This is a genomic window from Streptomyces sp. NPDC052036, from assembly GCF_040680495.1.
In the GTDB taxonomy this organism is placed as follows: Bacteria; Actinomycetota; Actinomycetes; order Streptomycetales; family Streptomycetaceae; genus Streptomyces.
In genome coordinates, this window is record NZ_JBFAWW010000025.1 from 44,143 (window position 1) to 65,357 (window position 21,215).

General features: G+C 71.2%; 14 protein-coding genes. 4 read left to right on the forward strand and 10 right to left on the reverse strand.

What is annotated here, in order from left to right; translation table 11 throughout:
• Positions 1 to 149: 149 nt before the first annotated feature.
• Both AB0L95_RS28715 and AB0L95_RS28720 read left to right on the forward strand, forming a co-directional pair.
• The gene (locus AB0L95_RS28715) at positions 150 to 1,088 is read left to right on the forward strand and encodes a phosphatase PAP2 family protein (protein WP_365166244.1); all 939 of its coding nucleotides are present in this window, start codon (positions 150 to 152) and stop codon (positions 1,086 to 1,088) included.
• Positions 1,085 to 2,080 carry a hypothetical protein gene (locus AB0L95_RS28720; protein ID WP_365166246.1) on the forward strand — a complete coding sequence of 332 codons (996 nt, stop codon included), beginning with the start codon at positions 1,085 to 1,087 and terminating at the stop codon, positions 2,078 to 2,080. Before AB0L95_RS28715 ends, AB0L95_RS28720 begins: the two co-directional genes overlap by 4 nt.
• Before the next feature lie 78 nt (positions 2,081 to 2,158).
• On the opposite strand, the gene AB0L95_RS28725 is transcribed toward AB0L95_RS28720, so the two are convergent.
• Both AB0L95_RS28725 and AB0L95_RS28730 read right to left on the reverse strand, forming a co-directional pair.
• Positions 2,159 to 3,016 carry a phospholipid scramblase-related protein gene (locus AB0L95_RS28725; RefSeq protein ID WP_365166248.1) on the reverse strand — a complete coding sequence of 286 codons (858 nt, stop codon included), beginning with the start codon at positions 3,014 to 3,016 and terminating at the stop codon, positions 2,159 to 2,161.
• Positions 3,017 to 3,157: 141 nt separating this feature from the next.
• Positions 3,158 to 5,209, reverse strand: coding sequence for a phosphocholine-specific phospholipase C (locus tag AB0L95_RS28730; RefSeq protein WP_365166251.1), 2,052 nt, complete (start codon positions 5,207 to 5,209; stop codon positions 3,158 to 3,160).
• Positions 5,210 to 5,761: 552 nt separating this feature from the next.
• Between AB0L95_RS28730 and AB0L95_RS28735 the strand changes: the two genes are divergently transcribed.
• Both AB0L95_RS28735 and AB0L95_RS28740 read left to right on the forward strand, forming a co-directional pair.
• The gene (locus tag AB0L95_RS28735) at positions 5,762 to 9,688 is read left to right on the forward strand and encodes a Pls/PosA family non-ribosomal peptide synthetase (protein WP_365166347.1); all 3,927 of its coding nucleotides are present in this window, start codon (positions 5,762 to 5,764) and stop codon (positions 9,686 to 9,688) included.
• The gene (locus AB0L95_RS28740) at positions 9,685 to 11,088 is read left to right on the forward strand and encodes a M1 family metallopeptidase (RefSeq protein WP_365166253.1); all 1,404 of its coding nucleotides are present in this window, start codon (positions 9,685 to 9,687) and stop codon (positions 11,086 to 11,088) included. The genes AB0L95_RS28735 and AB0L95_RS28740 overlap by 4 nt, the downstream gene beginning before the upstream one ends.
• 102 nt (positions 11,089 to 11,190) lie before the next feature.
• Here AB0L95_RS28740 and AB0L95_RS28745 read toward each other — a convergent pair whose 3' ends face one another.
• From AB0L95_RS28745 to AB0L95_RS28780, 8 genes are all read right to left on the reverse strand, one after another.
• Positions 11,191 to 13,374, reverse strand: a complete 2,184-nt coding sequence (locus AB0L95_RS28745) for a discoidin domain-containing protein (protein WP_365166255.1) — start codon at positions 13,372 to 13,374, stop codon at positions 11,191 to 11,193.
• Between the two features lie 53 nt (positions 13,375 to 13,427).
• Positions 13,428 to 15,038: a glycoside hydrolase family 13 protein gene (locus AB0L95_RS28750; RefSeq protein ID WP_365166258.1), complete on the reverse strand. Its 1,611-nt coding sequence runs from the start codon at positions 15,036 to 15,038 to the stop codon at positions 13,428 to 13,430.
• 40 nt (positions 15,039 to 15,078) lie between these two features.
• The gene (locus AB0L95_RS28755) at positions 15,079 to 15,954 is read right to left on the reverse strand and encodes a carbohydrate ABC transporter permease (RefSeq protein ID WP_365166260.1); all 876 of its coding nucleotides are present in this window, start codon (positions 15,952 to 15,954) and stop codon (positions 15,079 to 15,081) included.
• Positions 15,951 to 16,907 (reverse strand): sugar ABC transporter permease, encoded by a 957-nt coding sequence (locus tag AB0L95_RS28760; RefSeq protein WP_365166262.1) that lies wholly within the window; start codon positions 16,905 to 16,907, stop codon positions 15,951 to 15,953. Before AB0L95_RS28760 ends, AB0L95_RS28755 begins: the two co-directional genes overlap by 4 nt.
• A gap of 5 nt (positions 16,908 to 16,912) precedes the next feature.
• A complete protein-coding gene (locus AB0L95_RS28765) occupies positions 16,913 to 18,259 on the reverse strand; it encodes a sugar ABC transporter substrate-binding protein (protein WP_365166264.1) in 1,347 nt (448 codons plus the stop codon).
• 110 nt (positions 18,260 to 18,369) lie between these two features.
• On the reverse strand, positions 18,370 to 19,368 hold the full coding sequence (locus AB0L95_RS28770; RefSeq protein ID WP_365166266.1) for a LacI family DNA-binding transcriptional regulator: 999 nt from the start codon (positions 19,366 to 19,368) through the stop codon (positions 18,370 to 18,372).
• A 108-nt stretch (positions 19,369 to 19,476) separates the two neighbouring features.
• A complete protein-coding gene (locus tag AB0L95_RS28775; protein WP_365166268.1) occupies positions 19,477 to 20,292 on the reverse strand; it encodes an ABC transporter permease in 816 nt (271 codons plus the stop codon).
• Between the two features lie 31 nt (positions 20,293 to 20,323).
• A complete protein-coding gene (locus AB0L95_RS28780; protein ID WP_365166270.1) occupies positions 20,324 to 21,214 on the reverse strand; it encodes an ABC transporter permease in 891 nt (296 codons plus the stop codon).
• Position 21,215: the final 1 nt, after the last annotated feature.

Below are 21,215 nucleotides of genomic sequence, written 5' to 3' on the forward strand. Positions count from 1 at the left end.
TCGATACGACAGTGTACCGGTACGCGAGCGTATCGGTACACTGTCGTATCGATGAGCCTTGGACAGGACCCAATCGTCTGTCGAGTGGACCCTTTCCTGGGCTCACCACGCACCACCTCACGCAAGACCATCAGCAAAGGGGTCGGGGGATGGATTCCCGAACCGAGCCTGAAAGTGACGGGGCAGCCGCGATACACCGGCCGCCCCTCGTCCGGGAGCTCCTTCTCGTGGCGGGGCTCTTCCTCGTCTACAAGTTCGGCCGGCAGCTGGCGAACGGCCACACCGCCGAGGCCTACCGCAACGCCCACCACGTATGGCGCTGGGAGCGCTCCCTGCATCTGCCGGGCGAGGGCGCCCTACAGTCCGTGCTGCTGCACGGGCACGTCCTGGTCCGCACCGCGAACCTCTACTACGTGGCCGTCCACTTCACGGCCACCGCCGCGTTCCTCGTCTGGCTGTACCTACGGCGCCCGGACCACTACCTGTGGGCCCGCCGGGTCCTCGCGCTGCTCACCGGCGCCGCGCTGGCGCTGCACCTGACGTTTCCGCTCGCCCCACCGCGCATGCTGGACGTGGCTCACCTGGTGGACACCGGGCAGGTCTACGGCCCCACGGTCTACGGGGCCGAGCCGCAGACCGACTCGATGGCGAACCAGTTCGCCGCCATGCCGTCGCTGCACTTCGGGTGGGCCCTGATGGTCGCGATCGGCCTGATCGTGGCCACCCGGTCGCGGCTGCGGTGGCTGTGGCTGCTGCATCCGCTGCTGACCCTGGTCGTGATCGTCGGCACGGCGAACCACTACTGGCTCGACGCGATCGTGGCGGGCGCGCTGCTCGCAGTCGCGCTCGCGGTGGTCCGCGCGCCGTCGTCGGCACCGGACGGATCGCGCACGGCGCGCCCCACGCTGCCCGCGCCGAGGCCCGCCCAGCCCGCACCTCTCGCTCGGCGCTCGGCGGCCTTGGCGGACACGTCGGCCACTCGGCGCCCGGCAGCCCTGCCCGACACCCCGGCCGCCGCCCGGCGCTCGACGCTCATGCCCGACGCACCGGCTGCCGGGGGCCCCGGCCTGGTGGGAGCGGGCCGATGAGCGCCACGCTCCTCGCCGTCGTCCTGTCCCTGTTCTCGGCCGTCGCCTACGCGGCCGCCGCCGTGGCGCAGGAACGACTCGCCGCCCGGTCCTCGGGCGCCGGCACCCTGCGGCTGTTCACCAGTGGCGCCTGGTGGTGGTCGGTCCTCCTCAACGCCTCCGCGGCCCTGCTGCATGTCGCCGCCCTCAAGTTCGGCCCGCTGACCCTGGTCCAGCCGCTCGGCGCGCTCACCTTGGTCGCCGCGGTGCCGCTCGGCGCGCGGGCGGCGGGACGCCGGGTCAGCGCGGTGGAGTGGCGAGGCACCGTCCTCACCCTGGCCGGTCTGGCCGCGCTGCTGGTGACGGCATCCGGACCCGAGCCCGACAACGTGCTCAGCCTGCCGGAGGCACTGGCCGTGGCGGGCGCGACCGCCAGCCTGATCGGCACACTGACCCTCCCCCACTCCCGCTCGGCCGGGGGGCTCTCGCTGGGCTCCCGCCCCGGGCTGCGGCACGCGACCGCCTCCGGTGTCGCCTCGGGTGTCGCCTCGGCGCTGACGCAGACCGTGACGGTGGCGGCGACGGACCGCTCGCAGTCGGTGCTCAGTGTCCAGGTCGTCGTGGTGGCGCTGCTGGTCGCGGCGTTCGCGACGGGTGGTCTGCTGCTCTCCCAGACGGCCTACCAGGACGGCCTCGGCGCACCGCTCGCGGTGGTGACCCTCGCCAATCCGGTCGCGGCCGGAATAATCGGCCTCTCCTTCCTCGGCGAGCATCTCCAGGGCGGCGCGGCGGGCCTGCTGCTCACGGCGTTGGGCACCGCTCTGGCCTCCTGGGGCGTGCTGACGCTGTCCCGGTCGGCCCCCGCCCCGGCCCCGGCGGCGGACACCGGGGCGGGAACCGACCGCCCCGTGGCCGCGGTGCTCGGGCGGGAGTCCGAGCCGCTCCCCTTCGAGCCGCCGTTGCTGCCCCAGCAGACGGCACCCCCGTCACCGGGGCACCTCACCACGCTGTGAACGGGCGGAGGCCGGCACGTATGCGTACGTGCCGGCCTCCTCCGTTGTCGTCCCTTTGTCTGTCGTCCCTTCCCGGGCTCAGCCCCAGCCCCGGGAGTCCTGCTTGAGCGCGGTGTCCACGGTCAGCGCCGTCGCCACGACCAGGCTCAGCAGCGGCTCGGGCAGCTGGTAGTGGATCTGCAGGACGTAGTTGTCCGCCGTGGTGAACATCGTCTTCGCCAGACCCTCCCAGGTCTTGGTGATCCGGGCCACCTCGTTCCCGGCGTGGTCGACGATGGAGAAGTTCCAGGCGCGCCAGTTCTCCGCCTTGATCGCGCCGACCTGCCGGCCGTCCGCGTTCATCGCGAAGTTGATCTTCCCGATCATGTTCTGCTGGACGATCTCGCCCACCGGCTGTCCGTCCGGGCGCTGGATCAGCACCCTAGACTTGAAGATCTTCGCGGGCCGGACCAGCACGAGCTGCGGCTGCCCGTAGGCGTCCCGGATCTCCAGCTTGTGCGTCAGGAACTGGTCGATGCTGGAGACGAAGCGCAGGATCTTCCGCAGCGCGCTCTGCCCGACCTCGGTGACCGCACCGAGCTGGTTGCCGTTCTGGTCGAAGACGCTGTACTCGTTCGTCAGCTCGATCAGCTTGGCCTTCTGGTTCACGACCAGCACCGGTTCGCTGAACAGGGTGCCGCCGCCGGCGCCGCTGGGGGCGACCCCGGCCTGCTGCTGCACCTGACGCTGGACACGCGAGTCGGGGGCGGCGGCGGCCCGGCCGTATGCCTGCTGCGGCACCGGGGGTGCCTGGTGCGCCGGCTGGGCGGCGGCCCCGCCCTGCGGGTCCGCGTGGGTGTGCTGGGTCCACTGGGCGCCGTCCCAGTACCGCAGGGTGCCCGGCGTACCGTGCGGATCCGGGTACCAACCTGCAGGTGTGTTCGATTGCGTGGTCACCGGGGCACACTACCCCGAGACCGGCGGTTCTCGGCCGGGCGTTCGATACGGGGCGATCAGGCCGCCCTCGCCCTTGCCGTGCCTCCACCGCCCCCGCCCGGGACCGCCGCCGGGGCTCGCGCGGCGGTCCCGGGTCCCGGGTCAGCCGGTGACGATCGCCGGGTCGCTCACGCCCGGCCGCCCGTTCTCGACGTGTCCGGCGAAGCGGCGCAGGAAGGCGGGGTCGGCCTCGGACGTCACGGTGAGGTCGTACCAGCGCCTGCCGGCCCCCAAGCCGAAGGTGCGCCGCACGGTGGCACCGGCGCGGACCGTGACGGCCTGCGCATGACCGCCGTACGCACAGACGACCTTGAGCCGCACCGTGCCGGAACCCTTGTGGGTGAAGGTCAGCTCGACGTCGTCGCCGGTGTGCCGTGCGACGACCTCCGGGCCGGCCGTCTTGTTCGACCCCTGGAAGACGCGCAGGAAGCCGTTCGGGCCGTGCACGGTCAGGTCGTAGGAGCCGCCCGAGTAAGCCGAGTTCCAGGTGTCCGAGACGGTCTTGCCGGCCTCGGTGGTGTAGGTCCAGGGGCCGTCGGTGCGGTTGCCGGACGTGATGAGGAAGGCGGCGCCTGCCTGTGCGCCGGAGGCGAGGGCCAGCGTGAACTTCCCGTTCGCGGTGTCCGCGGAGCCGTCCACGACGGGCGCGTACCTGAGCGGACGGGTGGGGCGCGAGCCGTGTTCCTGCGTGGGCAGGACGGGGTTGGCGGGCGGGGTCGGCACATAGTCGGGGTGCCGGTTGTGGTCCGGCGGCTGGTAGCCGTCCGTGGCCGGCAGCGACACCGGCTTGGTGTCGCTGCGGGAGAAGTCGAACGCGGAGGTCAGGTCGCCGCAGATCGCGCGCCGCCAGGGCGAGATGTTCGGCTCGTGGACGCCGAAGCGCCGCTCGATGAACCGGATGATCGAGGTGTGGTCGAGGGTCTCCGAGCAGACGTATCCGCCCTTGCTCCAGGGCGAGACGACCAGCATCGGCACGCGCTGCCCGAGTCCGTAGGGACCGGCCGGGTGGCCGGCGTCACCCGCGAAGAGGTCCGGGCCGACGTCGACCGTGGACCTGCCCTGTGCGGCGGAGGCCGGCGGGAACGGCGGGACGAGGTGGTCGAAGAAGCCGTCGTTCTCGTCGTACGTGATGAACAGGGCCGTCTTCGCCCACACCTGCGGGTCGGAGGTGAGCGCGTCGAGGACCTGGGAGACGTACCAGGCGCCGTAGTTGGCGGGCCAGTTGGGGTGCTCGGTGAACGCCTCGGGGGCGACGATCCAGGAGACCTGCGGCAGCTTGCCGCCCTTCACATCGGCCTTGAGCCGGTCGAAGAAGCCCTCGCCCGTGCGGGCGTCGGTGCCGGTGCGTGCCTTGTCGTAGAGCGGGTCGCCGGGCGCCGCGTTCTGGTACTGCTTGAAGTAGAGCAGCGAGTTGTCGCCGTAGTTGCCCCGGTAGGCGTCCTGGATCCAGCCCCAGGAACCCTTCGCGTCGAGGCCGTCACCGACGTCCTGGTAGATCTTCCAGGAGACACCGGCGGACTCCAGGCGCTCGGGGTAGGTCGTCCAGCTGTAGCCGGCCTCGTCGTTGCCGAGGACCGGGCCGCCGCCCTGGCCGTCGTTGCCCGTGTAGCCCGTCCACATGTAGTAGCGGTTCGGGTCGGTGGAGCCGATGAACGAGCAGTGGTACGCGTCGCAGATGGTGAAGGTGTCGGCGAGCGCGTAGTGGAAGGGGATGTCCTCGCGGGTCAGATACGCCATCGTGGTGGCGGACTTGGCGGGCACCCACTTGTCGTACTTGCCGCCGTTGAAGGCGGTGTGACCGTCGTTCCAGCCGTGCGGAAGGTCCTGGATGAACGCGAGACCCAGGTCGTCGGCGTCCGGGTGGAACGGCAGGACGTCCTTGGTGCCGTCCGACTGGTGCCAGACCGGCTTGCCGTTCTGGAGACTGACCGGGCGCGGGTCGCCGAAGCCCCGGACGCCTCTGAGCGTGCCGAAGTAGTGGTCGAAGGAACGGTTCTCTTGCATCAGGACGACGATGTGTTCGACGTCCTCGATGGTGCCGGAGCGGTGGTGCGCGGGAAGGGCCGCGGCGCGCTCGATGGTGCCGGAGAGCGCACTGAACGCGGCGGTGCCGCCCGCCAGTTGGAGGAAGCGGCGCCGATTCACTTGAGACATGACGGAGTGACCTCTTGTCCTGAGCGGGGCATGGAACGCCCGTTGATGAGAGAACCTGCGCGAAGGGAGTGTTCCAGGAACACCAAACGTCAGGAAAGGGTGCGATGGCGCCCGTGTGAAAGCCGCCGGTACGGCAGATGCGGCCCGGACCAAGACCTCCCCAAAACCCTCCCGAGCCCCGTCACCACCTGCTGGAAAGCCCTGCGCGAGCCCACCGCTTCCGCCCTGGCCGGGGAATAGGGGAAAGGCGTCTTCCGGCGATCTCCCCGCGGATCGAAGCAAGAGTCAAACCATTCTCTCGGCAGTTTCTTTCCCTCATCACAAGGACCATGCGTAACCCCTCTGAGCTGGGCGAACGTTAAGTTTTCAGCGCATCAATTTTCTCCCATGCACGGGTCGAGAATCAGGGCCGCATTGCTTGCGAGGAGTTGGTGAACCGCCTCCGCGGCCACCTCATCTGACGGGTCGACAAGGGCGTTGCGCCCATCCGCACCGAAAGACAGAGGCACCACATTGCCTTCGCCCCTCTCCCCGCCGTCCCCCGAACCGTTCGTGTCGCGCGGCGACCGGGCCCTCTTCCGCACCGGGCAGGCTCCTCCACCGCGCACCCTGATCGATGTCCTGGAGGCCACCGCCGCCACCCACCCTCGGGCGCCCGCACTGCAGACGGCCGCTGAGGTGCTCTCCTACCGCGAGCTGTGCGCCGAGGTCCTCCGCCGCGCACGCCGGCTGGCCGATCTCGGGATCGGTCCCGGCGACCGGGTGGGCATCCGGGTGCCGTCGGGCACCGCCGAGTTGTATGTGTCGATCCTCGCGGTGCTGCGCTGCGGAGCGGCCTATGTACCGGTCGACGCCGACGACCCCGACGAGCGGGCCGCCACCGTCTTCCGCGAGGCCGGGGTGTGCGCGGTGCTGGGTCCGTATCCGCAGTCCGAGCGGCTCGCAGCCCCGTCGGGGGCGGCGTCGGGCCGCTTCGGGCCCGCTCCCGGCGACGACGCGTGGATCATCTTCACCTCCGGTTCGACCGGCGCGCCCAAGGGCGTCGCGGTCACCCACCGGTCGGCCGCGGCCTTCGTCGACGCCGAGGCGCTGCTGTTCCTGCGGGAGCGGCCGATCGGCCCGGGGGACCGCGTCCTCGCGGGGCTGTCCGTCGCCTTCGACGCCTCCTGCGAGGAGATGTGGCTGGCCTGGCGGCACGGCGCGTGTCTCGTGCCGGCCGAACGCTCCTTGGTACGGGCCGGCCACGACCTCGGCCCCTGGCTCGCCGAACAGGACATCACCGTCGTCTCCACCGTGCCCACCCTGCTGGCGATGTGGCCCGAGGAGGCGCTGCGGCGGGTCCGGCTGCTGATCCTGGGCGGTGAGGCGTGTCCTCCGGGGCTCGTCGACCGGTTCGCCGACTCGGACCGGGAGATGTGGAACACCTACGGTCCGACCGAGACCACCGTCGTGGCCTGCGCCGCCCGTCTGCGGCGCGGCCGTCCGGTACGCATCGGACTGCCGCTCGCCGGCTGGCAGTTGGCGGTCGTCGACGAGGCCGGTCGGCCCGTGGCGTACGGCGAGGAGGGCGAGCTGATCATCGCCGGGACGGGCACCGCCCGCTATCTCGACCCCGTCAAGGACGCCGGCCGTTACCGGCCCTGCGCCGCGCTGGACACTCCGCGCGCCTACCGCTCGGGCGATCTCGTGCGCGCCGACGCCGAGGGCCTGGTGTTCGTGGGGCGCGCCGACGATCAGGTCAAGCTCGGCGGCCGGCGGGTCGAACTCGGCGAGATCGACGCGGCCCTGCTCGCCCTCCCGGGCGTGCGCGGTGCGGCGGCGGCCGTCCGCACGACGCCGGCCGAGGCCCAGGTGCTGGTGGGCTATGTGGTGCCGGAGCGGGCCGCCGACGGGCATTCGCTCTTCCAGGCCGACAAGTCCCGGGCGCTGCTCGTGGAGCGGCTGCCCACCCCACTGGTGCCGCTCCTTGCGGAGGTGGCGGATCTGCCCACCCGGGCCTCCGGGAAGGTCGATCGCAACGCCCTGCCCTGGCCGGTGCCGCTCGGCGGGGCCGAGCACGGCGCGGACGACCCCGCGCCCCGGCTGCACGGGACGGCCGCCCGGCTGGCGGACGTGTGGGAGCAGTTGCTCGGCCTCCGTCCCGGTCCGGACAGCGACTTCGTGGACCTCGGCGGCACCAGCCTGACCGCCGCCCGTATGGCGTCGGTGCTGCGGGAGCACTACCCGGGGGTGTCCGTCGCCGACCTCTACCGGCACTCGGTGCTGCACCGCATGGCCGCGCACCTCGACTCCCTGGCGGGCACCGCCGACGAGGTGCGCCCGGCTCGGCCGGTGCCGAGGCGGACCGCCCTCGTCCAGTTCCTGGTCCAGTCGGCCGCCTACGGCATCACGGGGCTGCGCGGCCTGGTCGGGCTCGCGGCGGCGGACAATGTGCTCGGCTGGGCCGCTCCGCGTGCCTGGACGCCGCACACCGCGTGGTGGCTGGTGGTTGTGGGCTGGGTGGTGCTGTTCAGCGCGCCGTCACGGTGTCTGATCGGTGCGGGGCTGGCCCGCGCGCTGGCCGGCTCGATCGCCCCCGGTGCCCATCCCCGGGGCGGGCGGGTGCATCTGCGGCTGTGGAGCGCGGAACGGGCGGTGGCGGCCTTCGGCGTACCGTCCCTGCTCGGCACGCCGTGGGCCGCCCGGTACGCCCGGATGCTGGGCTGCACCACCGGCCGTGACGTCCAACTGCACGCCATGCCCCCAGTGACGGGTCTGGCCGAACTGGGCGACGGGTGCGGCATCGAACCCGGGGCGGACCTGGCGGGCTGGTGGCTCGACGGGGACACGCTGCACGTCGGGAAGGTCACGGTCGGCGCCGGGGCGCGGGTGGGCCACCGCGCCATGCTGCTGCCGGGTGCCGTCGTGGGCCGGGACGGGGAACTCACGGCCGGAAGCTGTCTGGACGCCCGGATCCCGGACGGCCGGACCTGGACCGGCTCCCCCGCCCGCCCGGCCGAGCCGGCCGAACGCATCGCGGACGGCGGCCCGACGACGCCCGCGGGCGCGCGCCGGCGCCGCTGGGACCTGGCCTACGCGCTGTCCCTCGCCGCACTGCCGCTGTTGTCCCTGCTCGCCGCCGCCCCCGCCCTGGGAGCCACCTATCTTCTGGTGCGCCGGGTGCCGACCCTGTCGGGTGCGGCGCTGCGTCTGCTGGCAGCCGCCCCGGTGTTCGCGGTCGTGACGACGGTGTGCGCGATACTCGTCACCGCGGGCGCCGTACGGCTGCTGAGCCGGTCCGTCGAGCCGGGTGTGCACCGCGCGGACGGTGGAGTGGCCTGGCGGGTGTGGCTGGTGACCCGGCTGCTCGACGGGGCCCGGGGCAGCCTCTTCCCGCTCTACGCGAGCCTGGCCACACCGCTCTGGCTGCGTCTGCTCGGCGCACGGGTCGGCCGGGGCACCGAGATCTCGACCGTACTGCCCCTGCCGTCCCTGCTGGAGGTGTCGGACGGGGCGTTCCTCGCCGACGACACGCTCGTCGCACCGTTCGAACTGCGCGGCGGGTGGATGCGGTTGGGGCGGGTGCGCGTCGGTGAGCGCGCGTTCGTCGGCAACTCCGGGATCGTGGGCCCCGGCCGTGAGGTCGCCGACCGAGAGCTGGTGGGGGTGCTGTCCGACGCGCCGGCGCACGGCAGGCCGGGTATGTCGTGGATCGGGCGGCCCGCGATGCCGCTGCCCCGGGTGCCGGGGAACGCCGATCCCGCACGGACGTTCGCCCCGCCCCGGCGGCTGGTGGCGGCCCGCGCGGCCGTGGAGCTGTGCCGTCTGCTGCCGGTGGTGATGAGCACGCTGCTGGCGGAGTGCGTGCTGCTCGGCGAGCAGGACGCCCTGGATGTGGGCGGGCTGCCGCTGGCGGCGCTCGTCGGCGCCCCGCTGCTGCTGGCGGCGGGCCTGGCGGCCTGTCTCACGGCCACCGGCGCCAAGTGGCTGCTCGTGGGCCGGTTCCAACCGGGTGAGCGCCCGTTGTGGTCGTCGTTCGTGTGGCGCAACGAGCTGTTCGACACGTTCGTGGAGTCCTTGGCGGTGCCCTGGGGAGCGGGGGCCTTCCTGGGGACCCCGGCGCTCAACTGGTGGCTGCGCAGCCTCGGTGCGCGCATCGGACGCGGAGTGTGGTGCGACACCTACTGGTTGCCGGAGACCGATCTGGTCAGCCTCGGCGACGGGGTCAGCGTCAACCGCGGCTGTGTGCTCCAGACACATCTCTTCCACGACCGGATCATGCGGATGGACACCGTACGTCTGGCGGCGGGAGCGTCCCTGGGACCGCACAGCATCGCGCTGCCCGGCACCGCGGTCGGCGTCGGCGCGTCGATCGGTGCGTCGTCCCTCGTGATGCGCGGCGAGACCGTGCCCGACGGCACGCGCTGGGCCGGCAACCCCATCGCGGGCGCCACCGCGACCCGTGCCACGGCGGTGCTCGCCGGAGGGGAGGCGGCATGACACGGTGCAGCCGACGAGCCCTGATCCGGGGCGCGGTGCTCGTTCCGCTCGCGGCCACGGCCGCGGACCGCCTCCCGAGACCGGCCGAGCGCTACTTCGCGAGCCATGGGTCCTACGGGCACCACACCCTCTCCTACGATCTGCGGCTGGCCTACGACCCGGCGGGCGGCACACTCGAAGGCCGGGCGCGGATCCGGGCGGTGGCCGACCGTCCGCTGCGGCGGGTGGAACTCGACCTCGCCCGGCTGGCGGTGCACACCGCCCGGGTCGACGGGGTGGAGGTCCACACCCGGCGACGGCGGAACAAGCTGTTCCTCTCGGCCCCGCGCCCGCTGGCGGCGGGTACCCCCTTTGCCTTGGAGATCGGCTACGGCGGCCGGCCGGGTCCCCTGCGCACACCTTTCGGGCCCATCGGCTGGGACCGCACCGGGGACGCGCACGACGGAACGCTGGTGGCCGCCCAGCCGCTCGGCGCCCCCTCGTGGTTCCCCTGCAACGACCGCCCGGACGACAAGGCCGCGTTCACGTTCCGGGTGACCGTGCCCCACGGCCACCAGGTGCTCGCCAACGGCACCCTGCGGGAACGGCGCGCCCTCGGCCCCGAGGAGCGCTGGACCTACCACCACCCCGGTCCCATGGCTCCCTATCTCGCCGCGCTGTACACCGGGCGCTTCGGACACGAGACCTTCAGGGCCCGGGACAGCGCGACCGGCCGCCTGGTCGCCGGACGCAACGCCTACCCGGCGCGGCTCGCGGACCCGGCCCGTCACGACCTGGGCCGCCAGCCGCAGATGCTCGGCGCGTTCACCGGCTGGTTCGGCCCGTACCCCTTCGAGACCTACGGCGCGGTGGTCGTGGACGCGGAGCTGGACGAGCCGGTGGAGAACCAGACGCTCTCCGTCTTCGGAAGCAATCACATCGACGGCGAGCGCGGCTGGGAGACGCTCGTCGCCCATGAACTCGTCCACCAGTGGTACGGCAACAGCGTGAGCCTGCGGGACTGGCGTGACATCTGGCTCAACGAGGGGTTCGCGACCTACGGCGAGTGGCTGTGGTCGGAGCACATCGGCGAGGACTCGGCCGACACCATCGCCCGCGCGGAATGGCACAGACTGGCACGGGGCGCACAGGATCTGCGGATCGCCGACCCGGGCCGGCGCCGTATCTTCGACGACCGTGTCTACACCCGTGGCGCGTGCACCCTGCACGCGCTGCGTCTCACCATGGGCGAGGACCGCTTCTTCGCCATGCTGCGCTCCTGGCACCGTATCCATCGCGGTGCCAGTGCCACCACGTCCGCCTTCGTCGCCCATGCCGGGCGCTGCTCGCCCCTCGTCACCGAGCCGCTGCTGCGCGCCTGGCTCTACGACAGCCGTCTGCCGCCGCTGCCCCGGGCGTGAGATGCGCACCCGCCGTCCGTCTCGCCCGGGGCGAGGCGGACGGCGGGACGCGCGGCCCTCAGGGCGTCAGGACTCCGCGCGGGGCCGCGGCTCCTCGCGGGATCACGAGAGGTACGCCTCCACCTCGCTGAACTGCGCGGCCGGCCACCCGGTGTTGGCGGTCACGTTCAGCCGCAGATAGCGCAGGTTCGTGCCGCCGGGCAGGGTGACGGTCACCGTGTTGCCGGTGGCCGGGTCGAAGCGGTAGTCCGCGGAGCCGACCACGGTCGTGTACCCGGAGCCGTCCGTGCTGCCGAGTACGGACAGGGTCTGGGCGCGTGCCTGCCAGGCCGAGAGCGGCGGCAGTTTCAGCACCAGCCGGCGTACCGCCTGCGACGATCCGAGGTCGACGGTGAACGACTGGGGGAAGGCGTTGTTGGTCGACTCCCAGTAGCTGTTCGCGTCCCCGTCGACCGCCTTGCCCGGGGTGTAGACGTCCTGGGAGCCGCTCGCGGTGGCCGGGCGGCCCTTGGCGAGGTTGCGGCCCGGGTCCGGGGGCGGGTTGCCCTGGCCGGGCTGGGGCCAGGTCGAGCAGTCCGACCAGGTGCTGTTCCAGCCGGAGTTGCCGCCGCCGTCGGTGAGCGCGAAGCCGCCGGAGTTGGCCGGGTACGGGCAGTTGTAGACGCCCGCCGAGCCCACCGAGGTGGCGGTGACATTGCGGAGGGTGGCGGCGCCCGGGGCCTCGGCCTGGACGACGACGGTGCCGGTGTTGCGCACGGTGGCGCCGTCCACCGTGACGTTCCGGACGGGATAGCCCTGCCCGCCGCCGGAGACGAACTCGAAGGCGCTGTAAGGACTGTCGGTGATCGTGGTGTTGGTGATGTTCACGGTGGCGTTGATCGCGCTGTCGTAGGAGTCGACGCGCAGCGCGCCCATGGGGTGGTTCCAGTTGGGGTTCATCGCGCCGGTGCGCACGAGCGTGTTGCCGTCGACGGTGATGGTGCCGGCCAGCGGGGAGAACGGGTCCAGGAACTTCTGGTTGGAGATCGCGATACCGCTGCCGAGGGCGTTGGTGTCGGAGATCAGGTTGTTGCGCACCGCGAGGTCCGTGCCGCCGTAGATCGCGATGCCGTTGGCGAGGTTGGGCTGCGAGATGGTGTTGTTCTCGAAGCTGCTGTCGGTGTCCGGCGAGTACAGCGACCACATGGCGAGCGCGTCATCGCCCTGGTTGCGCAGGAAGTTGTTGCGGACCCGGACGCCTTTGGCGGTGCCGTTGAGGTTGAGACCGTCGGCGGTGGTGTCGAGGATGCGGTTGTTCTCGACGACCAGGTTGTCGTTGTTGCCGGTCAGCCACAGGCCGACCTTCAGATGCTGGATCCACATCCCGGAGACGGAGGAGTTCGGGCCCAGCGAGCCGTTGACGAAGTTGTCGGGGCTGGAGTCCACCCGCTCGGTGACCTCGCCGAGGACGGCGAAGTCCTTGATGTGGACGTTGCCGGAGGAGCCGGACTGGTCGATGAAGCGGGAGGTGTGCACCACGGACCACCAGCTGCCGGCGCCCTGGAGGGTCACGTTCTGCACCCCGCTCAGCGAGGACGTCAGTCGGTAGTCGCCCGGCGGGATCCAGACCACTCCCCCCTGGGCCGCGGCGATGGCGTCGCGGAAGGCCTGGGTGGAGTCGCCCTGGCCGCTGGGGTCGGCGCCCTTGGAGGTGACGGAGACCGATCCGGCGGGCTGGCTCGCGGCGGCGGCCACCTGCTCGAAGTCGGCGACGTCGACGGTGACCTGGGTACCGGTCGACTCGAAGGCGATCCTGTCGCCCGGCTGGACGTTCTGGCCCAGCAGCAGGCGGGCGTTGTCGAAGAAGTGGTGGGTCCTGGCGCCGGGGATCCAGCCGGTGTCGACGTAGGAGTACTTGGAGGTGACGGCCACGGTCTTCGTCAGCCTGGTTCCGTTGACGTACACGTTGAGCGTGCCGGACTGGCCGTCCGGCACGCTGTAGGCGAGGTTCACGGCGTTGGCGGCCCGGGGCACGGTGAACTCGACACGCTGTCCGGAGGTGAGCCGGACGGCCTGGCGGCCGGAGGCCTCGGAGGCGAGGCTGCCCTGGGTGTAGTCGGGGCCGATCTTCGTTCCGTTGGTGGTGGCGGACTCGGCCTCGACCGAGGTGAAGGGCAGGGAGGCGCCCGCGTCCGCGTGGGCGGCCGGTGCGCCGAGGGTGACGAGCATGCCGGCGGCGAGGGCGACGGCCGCCCCGATTGCTGGCATGCGCCTGACAGATCTGACCGTGCGGGTGGTCCCGTGCATGTGCTGATCCCTTCATGGTGGGGGTGGTGGGATAGCGCGGTGCGGGACGGCGGTCAGGCGCGCAGCCAGACCGCCGTGTCCTGGGGAAGGCGGCCCTGTTCGTCCAGGGGGCCGCTGGCCAGCAGAAGCCGGGAGACGGCGGGCAGTTCGGCGGGGGCGGCGGCGAGGTTCACCATGCAGATCACGCCCTGGGCGCGGGTGAAGGCGAGGACCCCCTCGGGGGCGGGCAGCCAGGCCGGCGGGCCGTCGCCGAACACCGGCCGGATCCTGATCGCCGCACGGTAGAGGCTGAGCATCGAGCCGGGGTCGGCCGCCTGGAGGTCCGCCGCGTACGTCGGCCAGTACGCGGGCTGCGGCAGCCAGGGCTCGCCGCCGAATCCCGCGTGGGGTGCGTCGGCCGTCCACGGCAGCGGCACCCGGCAGCCGTCGCGGCCCGGGTCGGTGCCGCCGGAGCGGAAGTACATCGGGTCCTGGATACGGTCCGGGGGGATGTCGGCCTCGGGCAGGCCGAGTTCCTCGCCCTGGTAGACGTAGACCGCGCCCGGCAGGGCCAGCGACAGCAGGGCGGCGGCGCGGGCGCGCCGGGTGCCGAGGGCCAGGTCGCTGGGGGTGCCGAAGGTCTTGGCGGCGAAGTCGAAGCCGGTGTCGTCGCGGCCGTAGCGGGTGACCGTCCGGGTGACGTCGTGGTTGCACAGCACCCAGGTGGCGGGGGCGCCGACGGGGGCGTGCTCGGCGAGGGTGCTGTCGATGGCGGCACGCAGGCGCCCGGCGTCCCAGGGGCAGGACAGAAAGGAGAAGTTGAAGGCGGTGTGGAGTTCGTCGGGGCGTAGGTAGCGGGCGAAGCGTTCCGGGTCGGGGAGCCAGACCTCGCCGACGAACACGCCGTCGTAGGCGTCGGCGACGGCCCGCCAGGAGCGGTAGACGTCATGGAGTTCGTCGCGGTCGACGAACGGGTGCGGCTCGGGGTGCGTGGCCAGGTCGGGCAGGTCCGGGTCCTTGGCGAGCAGGGCCGCCGAGTCGATACGGACGCCGGCGACACCGCGTTCGAACCAGAAGCGCAGGATGTCCTCGTGCTCCTGGCGGACGGCCGCGTGGGCCCAGTTGAGGTCGGGTTGCTCGGGGGTGAACAGGTGCAGGTACCAGTCGCCGTCGGGCAGCCGGGTCCACACCGGTTCGGTGGAGCCGACGAACTGGGACGGCCAGTCGTTGGGCGGGAGTTCACCGTCGGCTCCGCGTCCGGGCCGGAAGTGGAACAGTTCGCGCTCGGGGCTGCCCGGTCCGGCGGCGAGGGCCGCCCGGAACCAGGGGTGCTGGTCGGAAACGTGGTTGGGCACGATGTCGACGATCGTGCGGATACCCAGATCGCGCGCCTCGGAGATGAGTTTCTCGGCCTCGGCGAGGTCGCCGAAGGCCGGGTCGACGGCACGGTAGTCGGCCACGTCGTAGCCGCCGTCCTTCATGGGCGACAGGTACCAGGGGTTGAACCACAGCGCGTCCACGCCGAGTTCGGCGAGATACGGCAGTCTCGCGCGGACGCCCGCGAGGTCCCCGGTGCCGTCGCCGTCGCCGTCCGCGAAGCTGCGGACGTACACCTGGTAGATGACGGCCGAACGCCACCAGTCACGGTCGGTCCGGGCGTTGCGGGCAGGGGTGGGCTGTCCCACGGTGCGGGCCTTTCTGTCTCGGGGGGGTCCAGGGGCCGGTTCAGCCCTTGGTGCTGCCCGCGCTGATCCCGGCGATGATGTGCCGCTGGAAGACGAGGAACAGCACGACCATCGGGATGCTGGCGATCACCATCGCGGCGACGAGCACGGTGAGCTGGATGTTCTGCGAGAGCTGGACCAGGGCCACGCTGATCGGCTGCTTGTCGGTGTCGGAGAAGATCATCAGCGGCCACAGGAAGTCCTGCCAGACGGCGACCAGCGCGAAGATCGACACCACGCCGAGCACCGGCCGGGACATGGGGAGGACGACCGACCACAGGGTGCGCAGTCTGCCCGCGCCGTCGATCTCGGCGGCCTCCAGCACGTCGCGCGGCAGCTGGTCGAAGAACCGCTTCAGCAGGTACAGGTTGAAGGCGTTGGCGACGGCCGGCAGCCAGATGCCGAGGGGGTCGTTGAGCAGGCTGGTGTGGATCAGCGGAAGGTCGGCGGCGGTCAGGTACTTGGGGACGACCAGCGCCTGGGCCGGGACCATCAGGGTGGCGAGGATGCCGCCGAGGATCACCTTGCCGAAGGCGGGTTTCAGCTTGGACAGGGCATAGGCGGCGGCCGTGCAGAACACCAGCTGGAACGCCCACGCGCCGGCCGCCTGCACCACCGTGTTCCACAGGTGCTGCGGCAGCTGCATCAGGTCCCAGGCGTCGGTGTAACCGCTGAGGTGCCAGTGCTTCGGGATCAGTGTCGGCGGGGTCTGGGCGACCTCGTCCGGTGACTTCATCGCGCCTGTCACCATCCAGTAGACCGGGAAGAGGAAGGCGAGCGCGAAGAGCAGGACGACTCCGGTGAACACGGTCCAGTACAGGGCCTTGCCGCGGGGCCGGGCGAGCGTGGCCGGCGAGATCAGGGTCCGGGTGCTCATACGCCCTCCTCCCCGGAGCGGGTGAGCCGGAGATAGCCGGCGGAGAAGACGCCGAGCAGCACGAGGAGCATGACGCTGAGCGCGCAGGCGCCGCCGAAGTCGTTGTAGAGGAAGGCGTACTTGTAGATCAGGTACAGGACGGTGACCGTGGCGCTCTCCGGTCCGCCGCCGGTGATCACGAACGGCTCCGTGAAGACCTGCATGGTCGCGATGATCTGAAGGAGCATCAGCATCAGGATGACAAACCTGGTCTGCGGGATCGTCACATGGCGCACGCGCTGGAGGAGGTTCGCGCCGTCCAGTTCGGCGGCCTCGTACAGCTCGCCGGGGATGGACGCGAGCGCGGCCAGGTAGATCAGGACGGTGCCGCCCATGTTCGCCCAGGTCGCCACGAGCACCAGGGAGACGAGGGCGGTGTCGGCGCCGTTGGTCCAGTTGGAGGTGGGCAGGTGCAGAAAGCGCAGCGTCTCGTTGGCGAGGCCGGCTCCGGGGTCGTAGAACCACTTCCACAACAGGGCGCTGACCACCGGCGGGATCATCACCGGCAGATAGACCACGACCCGGAAGAAGGCCCGGGCGTGGCGCAGTTCGTTCAGGACGAGGGCCAGCACGAAGGGGACCGCGAAGCCGATCAGCAGCGCGAGCAGGGTGAAGGTGAGGGTGTTGCGCCAGGCGGCCGCGAACTCCGGATCGTGCAGCACCCGGGTGAAGTTGGCGGTGCCGACCCACTCGGGCGGGGAGCCGGGCGTGTACTTCTGGAAGGCGATCACGACCGCGCGGATCGCGGGGTACCAGGAGAACAGGGCGAAGCAGAGAAGGCCGCCGAGCAGGAAGCCGTACGCGCGTGCCTGGTCGGCGAGGCGGCGCCGCCCCTGGCCTCTGGACGGAGGCGGCGCCTGCACCGGGTGGACGGTGACCGTCTCGACGGGCCGCCGTGCGGCGGTCTGCGACATGGGGGTCAGCTCCGGGCCAGAATGGCGTCGATCTTTCCGCCGGCGTCCTTGAGGAGCTGGTCGATGTCGGCGTCCTTCTTGGTCAGTACGGCGGAGACGGTGCCGTCGAGGACGGAGTAGATCTGCTGGGCGTTCGGCGGCTCGATCTTCATCTGCAGGTTCTGGTTGCCGTCGAGGAAGGACTGGTAGTTCTTCACCGGGACATTGGCGTTGGCCTGCTTCACCTGCTGGTCCTTGGCGTCGGCGGCGCCGGTGAACAGCCGGGGCTCGGGCAGTCCGACGGGGGCGTTGTTCTTCTTGGCGCGGGCGTAGTCGCCGAGGAAGCCCTTGCCCGGAGTGAGGAACATGTGGTCGAGCCACTTCAGGCCCGCGCGGATCTGCGCCGGAGTGTCCTTCTTGTTGAACATGTAGCCGTCGCCGCCGATGAGCGTGCCCTTGCCGCCGGGCATGGGGGCGATGGCCAGGTCGTCGTAGTTGCCGCCCTTCTCCTTCACCAGGATCGGGATGTTGTCGGGGGCGGCGAGGTACATGCCGAGCTTTCCGGAGCCCATCATCTGCTGGACGTCGTTGATGACGAGAAGCTGTTTGCTGCCCATGGAGTTGTCGGTCCAGCGCATGTCGTGCAGGTTCTGCAGGACCGCGCGCGCTTCGGGGGTCTCCACGGTGGCCTTCTTGCCGTCGGCGGAGACGACGTCCCCGCCCTGCCCGTACAGCTCGGCCGTGAAGTGCCAGCCGCCCTGGTTCTGGGCGCTGTAGTCGGCGTAGCCCACGGTTCCGCTGCCGAGCGCGGCGATCTTCTTGGCGTCGGCGCGGAGTTCCTCCCAGGTCGTGGGCGGCCGGTCGGGGTCGAGGCCGGCCTGCTGGAAGAGCTTCCGGTTGTAGATCAGACCCATCGAGTAGCCGGTGCGCGGGATGCCGTAGATCTTGCCGTCGACGGTGTAGATGTCGCGCAACTGCTGCTGGAGGGTGTCGTAGCTCTTCAACTCCTTGACGTACGGGGTGAGATCGGCCGCCTGGCCGGTGTCGACGACATGCTTGACGTCGGTGAAGTACGTGTAGAACACGTCCTCCATCTGGCCGCCGGCGAGCTTGGCGTCGAAGGTCTTGGGGTCCTGGCAGGGGAACGCGTCATGGGCGACGACGTCGATGTCCTGGTGCTGCTTCTCGAAGGAGGCGATGTCCTCCTCGAAGAACCGGCGGTCGACCTTGGCGCTCTTGGGCGGCTCGCAGTTGACCGTGATGCGCGTCTTGCCGCTCGCCGCGTCGTCGCTCGATCCGCAGGCGGCGGCGGTGAGGGCGAGGGAGCAGACGCCGATCGCGGCGAAGGTACGGCGGAACCCGGTGCTTCTCATCGGTGGACCCCTCTGGGCAGGAGCGGTGGGCGCCGCACACTCAAGCACCGCCGACATCTCTCCGCAAGATGCCGCGCAGAATCTGTAATTATTCGACAGCAGAGTGGATCTCAGCCGCGAGGCGCTTGCGCGGTCGATCCGCGCACCACCAGCTCCGGTTCGAAGAGCAGTTCGTCGGCCGGTACGGACCTCCCGCCGATCTGGGCGTTGAGCAGTTCGACGACGGCCTTCCCCATCGACTCGATGGGCTGGCGGACGGTGGTGAGCGGCGGTTCCGTGCAGTTCATCAGCGCGGAGTCGTCATAGCCCACGACGGAGATCCGGGAGGGTACGTCGAGTCCCTTGCGGCGGGCGGCCCGCACCACGCCCAGGGCCAGCGGATCGCTCGCGCAGATGAACCCGGTGACGCCGCGCTCGATGAGCTTGACGGCCGCCGCGTGACCGCCCTCGATCGAGAACATGGCCCGGGCGACGAACTCGTCCGGCAGCTCCCCGGCGATCGCCCGCGCCGCCGCCAGCTTGCGGGCCGAGGGCACATGGTCGCTCGGGCCGAGCACCAGGCCGATCCGCTCGTGCCCCAGCGAGGCCAGGTGACGCCAGGCCTGCTCGACGGCCACGGCGTCGTCGCAGGAGACGCCCGGGAAGCCGAGGTGTCCTATGGCCGCGTTGACCAGCACCACCGGGATGTTGCGGTCCGCGAGCAGTCGGTAGTGGTCGTGCGGGGCGTCGGCCTGTGCGTAGAGCCCTCCGGCGAAGACCACCCCGGAGACCTGCTGTTGCAGCAGCAGCGCCACATAGTCGGCCTCGGAGACCCCGCCCTTGGTCTGGGTGCACAGCACCGGGGTCAGCCCCAGCTGGGCGAGCGCGCCGCCGATCACCTCGCCGAAGGCGGGGAAGATGGGGTTCTGCAGCTCGGGCAGGACCAGCCCGACAAGCCGGGCCCGCTCGCCGCGCAGTTGGGTGGGCCGCTCGTAGCCGAGGACGTCGAGCGCGGAGAGCACCGCCTGCCGGGTGGCTTCGGAGACCCCGGGCTTACCGTTGAGCACCCGGCTGACCGTGGCCTCGCTGACCCCGACCTTCTTCGCCACCTCAGCAAGTCGTCGCGTCATGGACGCAAGAATAGCGCAAACAATGCAAGCGGCTTGCGTTGGTGATCCCGCCAGATTCCGCTCTCCGCCGGCGTCTCCGTCGGCGTCGGATGCGGCGCTCCGTCGCCGTCAGATCCGGCTCTCCGTCGCCGTGTCCGCCGACAGGCGCTGGGCGACGTAGATCGGGACCACCGACAGGACGACGAGCACCGCCGCCACGACGTTCACGACCGGGGCCTGCTGAGGGCGGGTCATGTTGTCGAAGATCCAGATCGGCAGGGTCTCGATGCCGGGACCGGCCGTGAACGTCGTGACCACGATCTCGTCGAAGGAGAGCGCGAAGGACAGCAGCGCGCCCGCGAACAGCGCCGAGCGCACCAGCGGGAACGTCACGTCGACGAAGGCGCGGAAGGTGTCGGCGCCCAGGTCCATCGCCGCCTCCTCGTAGGAGCCGGAGGTACGGCGCAGTCGCGCGACGACGTTGTTGAAGACCACGACGATGCAGAAGGTGGCGTGGCCGACGACCACGGTGAACAGGCCCAGCCCGACCCCGAGCGGTTCCAGGACCGTGCTGAACGCCGAGTTGAGCGCGATGCCCGTGACGATGCCGGGCAGCGCGATCGGCAGGACGACCACGAAGGAGAGGGCGTCGCGGCCGAAGAAGCGGTGCCGGGCCACCGCGAACGCGATCAGCGTCCCGAGCACCAGCGCGATAGCCGTGGCGCCGAGACCCGCCTTCACCGAGACCCACAGCGCGCTGCGGGCCCCCGTGTTCTCCCAGGCCACCGACCACCAGTGGGTGGTCCATCCGGGCGGCGGCCAGCTCGCGCTACGGTCCGGGTTGAAGGAGTTGACCAGGACGAGGGCGAGCGGGACATAGATCACCGCGAAGCCGAGGCCGGCGGCGACGCGCAGCGCGATGCGCGCGGAGCGGGACAGTTGCATGACGGGTACCCCTGCTGGAGGCTGCGGAGTTCTAGAGACTGCTGAGCGCGCCCGTACGGCGCATCGCCAGCAGGTACAGCACGATGACCAGCACCGGAACCGTGCCCAGCGCGGCGGCCATGGGCAGGTTGAGCTCGATGTTGGAGTAGACGAGGTTGCCGATCAACTGGGTCTTGCCACCGACGATCTGCACGGTGATGTAGTCGCCGAGGCTGAGCGAGAAGGTGAAGACCGAGCCGGCGGCCACGGACGGGAGCACCATCGGCAGCACGACCGAGCGGAAGGTGCGGCCGGGGCGCGCCCCCAGGTCGGCGGAGGCGTCCAGCAGGCCCGTGGGCAGCTGTTCGAACGCCGTGTGGATCGGCAGGATCATGTACGGCAGCCACAGATAGGTCAGGGTGATGACGGCCGCCGGGAGCCCGAACCCCGGTCCGCTCAGCCCGAAAGGCTGCAGCATCCAGTCGGCGAGCCCGCCCTCGGACAGGATCAGCCGCCACGCGTACACCTTCACCAGGTAGCTCGCCCACAGCGGCGTGAGGATGGCGACCACCAGCAGGGGCCGCCACTTGGGCCGGGCGACGCGCGCGGTGTAGAAGGCCAGCGGGAAGGCGATCAGCGCACACAGGACGGTGACCGCGAGGGCCACGCCGATGCTGCGCAGGATCACCTGGCGGAAGACGGGCGTGGTCAGCAGCGCGTGGAAGTTGTCCGTGGACCAGACCTTCACCACCTCGGAGGTGAAGGAGTCCGTCGTCCAGAAGGCGGAGACGAACAGCACGGCGAGCGAGCCGAGGTAGAGCACGGCCAGCCACAGCAGGGGCGCGGTCAGCAGCAGGGACAGCCGCAGCCGCGGACGGCGGTGCAGCAGCCCGGCGAGCCGCCGGACGGGGGTCCGTCCGGCGGCCGGCAGGGTGGCGGTCATG